Genomic DNA, 4,906 nt, shown 5'->3' on the forward strand with positions numbered 1-4,906 from the left:
CGCTCGGCGTCGTCGTGGCAGATGCGATTGCGCCTTAGCGTCGTCTGCGGTCGGTCAGGCGGCGTTCGGCCGCTCGGCGGATTGCGGGCCGCGCTTGAGCGAGTGCAGGAAGTCCCTCACGGAAACGCCCAGGCGATGCGACTGCTCGGCGAGGCTGCCGGAGGCCGACATGGTCAACCCGGCGTGACGCTCCGAGTCGCCGGCATGGCCCGTGACACCGCGGATCGTCGCGGTGATGTCGCGCACGCCGGCGAAGGCCTGCTCGATGTTGCGGGCGATCTCCTGGGTGGCCTGCGACTGCGCGCCGATCGCCGCCGCCACATGGGTGGTGATCGAATCGACCTCGGCGATGGTGGCGCCGATCGAGCCGATGGCGTCGACGGCGGCGCGCGTCGTGGTCTGCACCTCGACGATGCTGCGCGAGATGTCCTCGGTCGCCTTCGACGTCTGGCCGGCGAGCGTCTTGACCTCGGAGGCGACGACCGCGAACCCCTTGCCGGCCTCGCCGGCCCGCGCCGCCTCGATGGTCGCGTTGAGCGCCAGGAGGTTGGTCTGCGACGCGATCGTATTGATCAGCTCGACGATCTGATCGATCCGCTCGGTGGCGCTCGACAGGCTGGCGATGGTGCGGCTCGCCTGCTCGACCTTGCCGACGGCCTCGCGCGCGATGGCGGCGGAGCGGTCGACGTCACGACCGATCTCCTCGGCCGAGGCGGCGAGCTCGGAGGTCGCGGCCGCCACCGTCTCCATGTTGCTGCTCGCGTCCTCGGAGGAGCGCTCGACCGCCTCGGCGCGGCCGCGCGTCTCGGAGGCGCCCTGGCCGAGCACGCCGGCGGTCGATTCCATGTGGCCCGCGGCGCTCGAGATGGCGTCGACGACGCTGCCGATCGCCGCCTCGAACTGGGCCGTGTTGGCGTTGAAGGCGGCGACCCGGCACCTGATCACTTCCATCGCCTCGTTGATGGTCTCGCTGGCGAGACGGACGCTGCCGTGCAGGCCGGCCGGCAGGATGCGCCGGTGATACCTGTTGTCGCGAATGGCGCCCATGGCGGCCGTCGACTCGCGCACGAAGGCGTCGCAGCGGTCGATCGCGTCGTTGAAGGCGTGCTGCAGGCGGCCGAGGGCGCCGCGGTCGCGGATGTGGAGGATGCGAGCCTCGAAGTCGCCGCGGGCGATCCGCTCGGCGACGTCGGCGATAGACCGGCAGGTCCGGTCGAAGCGGGCGAGCCGCCACGCCACGAATCCGAGCGCCGCGCCGGCGGCGGCCAGCGCGCCGGCCAGAAGAGCCGTGTCCGAGAGGACGACGGCCACGCAAGCGGCCGCGAGAGCGACGGCGACGGCGACGACGCCGGCGATCGCCTCAGAGAGCGAAGACGAGTTCATCGTAGGGCATGCCCTGGGCGTCGACGAATTCAACGAGCCGGCGATAGCCGGCGGCGAGCGCATCCTTGCCGTTGGCGTGGCGGGCTTCCTCGCGCAGCACCTCGGCATAGAGCGGCGCGACGGCGGTGACGGCCCGGCGCTCGGGGACGCGACGATTGGAGTGATACCCGATGATCTCACGCCGCTCGTTGAAGGAGGGCGTGACATGGGCGAAGACCCAATAATGGTCGCCGTTCCGCGCCATGTTCTTCACATAGGCGAAGACCTCGCGACCGTCCTGGACAGTGTCCCACAGGAGCTTGAACACCGCCCGCGGCATGTCCGGATGCCGGATGATGCTGTGCGGCTGCCCCATCAGCTCCGCCTCGTTGTAGCCGCACAGGTCGCAGAACACCTGGTTGGCGTACGTGATGCGTCCCTTGAGGTCGGTCTTGGAGACGATCAGGTCGTCGGTGCTGAAATGAATTTCACGATCCGTCGGCGTCACGCGCAATGCCACGGCACTCTTCCTATTCCCGTCCTAGCCTGTCCTGAAGAATTGACATGCCAGTGGTAAATATTTGCCTACATGGGCTGACGCAAAACTGTTCAGAACGGCGACGGCCTCTTCGGCGGGCAGCGCCCGTTAACGATTTTGGAACTTCTCTGCGCATCGCACGACGAACGCTCCGCGTCCATTAAGGTTGAAACGCGGCCGCGCTTGCCCCTCCCGTCACGCTCCCGCACAGTGACCGGGCCGCAGGAGGTGACGATGTCGGACCGCAATCACGAGCCGGAGCGACGAAAGCAGCGGCGCTCGCCGTCCTATCTGGGCGGCCGGGTCGTCTTCTCGCAGCAGAATCTCAGAGCCGACTGCGTCGTCCGCGACCGCTCCGAGGGCGGCGCGCTGCTGTTCGTCGAGGGCGCCGAGCGCGTGCCGGACAGCTTCGACCTGACCATTGCGAAGACGCAGGCGCATTACCGGGTGCACACCCGCTGGCGCCGCAGCGACGCGCTCGGCGTCGAGATCACCGAGACCAGGCAGGCCGCCCCGGCGCCCGCGGCCGAAGGCTTCGAGCACGACAAGCTCCGCCGCCTGAAGGCCGAGAACGAGCGCCTCAAGCGCCGCCTCCGCCAGCTCGAAGAGTAGGCCCGCCGCCGGCCCGGGACGACCGCATCACGTCGTGGCTCACGCCGCGCGGCGTCACCCCCTTTTGCGGTGCGCCAAATGTCGCCGACGCGCCGTTCGGCGCAACGGAGCCACGCGGGCGGCTCTCACAAACGAATTGACGCTGAACCGGCAAACCGCCAGCCTCGTGCGTTGACGTCCTGTACGGCGGTGCCCCCGATCGCCGAGCCGGCATCGTGACGGCCCGCCTCGCTCGCCTCGTGAGAGCGGAGGAGCGCACCATGCCGCTTCGACCCGTCACCCTGGACGACCGCTTCGACCTCGCGGCGTCGCCCGTGCTGCTCACCGGCTATCACGCCGTGATCCGGATGTGCCTGATGCAGAAGGCGCGCGACCGCCGCGCCGGGCTGAGCACCGCGGGCTTCGTCACCGGCTATCGCGGCTCGCCGCTCGGCGGCCTCGACCTGCAGTTCCAGCGCGCCGAGGCGATCCTCCGGGCGAACGACATCCTGTTCCAGCCCGGCCTCAACGAGGACCTGGCCGCGACCGCCGTGTGGGGCTCGCAGCAGGCGGAGCTGCGCGGCGAAGGCCGCTTCGACGGCGTGTTCGGCCTCTGGTACGGCAAGGGCCCGGGCGTCGACCGCTCCGGCGACGTGCTGCGCCACGCCAACTGCGCCGGCACGTCCAGGCACGGCGGCGTGCTGGCGCTGATGGGCGACGACCACACGGCCGAGAGCTCGACCACGGCGCACCAGTCCGAGTTCAACCTCGTCAACGCCGTGATCCCGGTGCTCAATCCGGCCGGCGTCCAGGAGATCCTCGACTACGGCCTGATCGGGATCGCCATGTCGCGCTTCACCGGCGCCTGGGTCGGGCTGAAATGCGTGCACGACACGGTGGAATCGACCGCCGTGGTGGACGGCGACCTCGACCGCGTCCGCATCGTGATCCCGTCCGAGGATCTGTTCCGCATGCCGCCCGGCGGGCTGAACATCCGGCTCGGCGACACCGTGCTGGGCATGGAGGCACGGCTGCAGGACTTCAAGCGCGACGCCATGCTGGCCTTCGTGCGCGCCAACAAGCTCAACCGCGCCGTCGTCTCGGGCGGACGGCGGCCGCGGCTCGGCGTCGTCACCGTGGGCAAGAGCTATCTCGACGTGCGGCTGGCGCTCGATCTCCTGGGCCTCGACGAGGTCCGCTGCAACGCGCTCGGCCTGCGCGTCACCAAGATCGGCTGTCCCTATCCGATCGGCCGTGCCGACATGCTGGAAGCGGCCGAGGGCGTCGACCTGCTGATGGTGGTGGAGGAGAAGCGGTCGCTGGTCGAGGTGCAGGTGCGCGAGGAGCTCTACGGCACGGCGCACCAGCCGGTCTGCATCGGCAAGAAGGACGAGGAAGGCCGCTGGCTGTTTCCGGTGAAGGGCGCACTGGAGCCCGACCTGATCGCCGTCGCGATCGGCGAGCGGCTGCTGCGGTTCTCCCCGGACGAGGCGCTGGCGACCCGCGTCGCTCGGCTGAAGCAGGCGCGGAGCCACGACGGCGCGAGCGTTCCCGACATCGCGGTGCGGACGCCGTATTTCTGCTCCGGCTGCCCGCACAACTCCTCGACCGTGGTGCCCGACGGCAGCCGCGCCACGGCCGGCATCGGCTGCCACTACATGGTCCAGTGGATGGACCGCGCCACCTCGGGCTTCACCCAGATGGGCGGCGAAGGGGCCGCCTGGATCGGCGAAGGGCCGTTCTCGACGAGGCCGCATCTGTTCCAGAATCTCGGCGACGGCACCTACAACCACTCGGGCTCGCTGGCCATCCGGGCCGCCGTGACGGCGGGCGTCAACATCACCTACAAGATCCTGTTCAACGACGCCGTCGCGATGACGGGCGGACAGGCGAATGACGGCGGCCTCACGGTGCCGAAGATCGCCCGCCAGGTCGCCGCCGAAGGCGTCGCCGGCATCGCGATCGTCACCGACGAGCCCGACAAGTACCCGCGAGACACCGAGTGGCCGGCCGGCGCGACGGTGCATCACCGCGACGACCTCGACGACGTGCAGCGGGGGCTCGCGGCGACGCCGGGCACCACGGTGCTGATCTACGACCAGACCTGCGCGGCCGAGAAGCGCCGCCGCCGCAAGCGCGGCCTCTATCCGGATCCGGACCGCCGCATCGTGATCAACACGCTGGTCTGCGAGGGCTGCGGCGATTGCGGCGTGCAGTCGAACTGCGTCTCGATCCAGCCGGTCGAGACCGAGTTCGGCCGCAAGCGGACGATCGAACAGTCGACCTGCAACAAGGACTATTCCTGTGTGAAGGGCTTTTGCCCGTCCTTCGCCAGCGTGAGCGGCGTAAGGCCGAAGGCGGCAGCATCTTCACCCTCCCCTGGAGGGGGAGGGTCGAGCGTCCGCGCAGCGGACG

General features: G+C 69.7%; 4 protein-coding genes. 2 read left to right on the plus strand and 2 right to left on the minus strand.

The window, feature by feature from the left end; translation table 11 throughout:
- Positions 1-54 precede the first annotated feature (54 nt).
- A complete protein-coding gene (locus CH341_RS09575) occupies positions 55-1,383 on the minus strand; it encodes a methyl-accepting chemotaxis protein (protein ID WP_111418814.1) in 1,329 nt (442 codons plus the stop codon).
- Positions 1,361-1,882, minus strand: a complete 522-nt coding sequence (locus CH341_RS09580) for a PAS domain-containing protein (protein ID WP_111418815.1) — start codon at positions 1,880-1,882, stop codon at positions 1,361-1,363. The genes CH341_RS09575 and CH341_RS09580 overlap by 23 nt, the downstream gene beginning before the upstream one ends.
- A gap of 252 nt (positions 1,883-2,134) precedes the next feature.
- On the opposite strand from CH341_RS09580, the gene CH341_RS09585 reads away from it, so the two are divergent.
- On the plus strand, positions 2,135-2,512 hold the full coding sequence (locus CH341_RS09585; RefSeq protein ID WP_111418816.1) for a PilZ domain-containing protein: 378 nt from the start codon (positions 2,135-2,137) through the stop codon (positions 2,510-2,512).
- A gap of 260 nt (positions 2,513-2,772) precedes the next feature.
- Positions 2,773-4,906 (plus strand): indolepyruvate ferredoxin oxidoreductase family protein (locus tag CH341_RS35195; protein WP_210208229.1); only part of this gene is annotated, 2,134 nt, incomplete at its 3' end.

Source organism: Rhodoplanes roseus (assembly GCF_003258865.1).
GTDB lineage: Bacteria > Pseudomonadota > Alphaproteobacteria > Rhizobiales > Xanthobacteraceae > Rhodoplanes > Rhodoplanes roseus.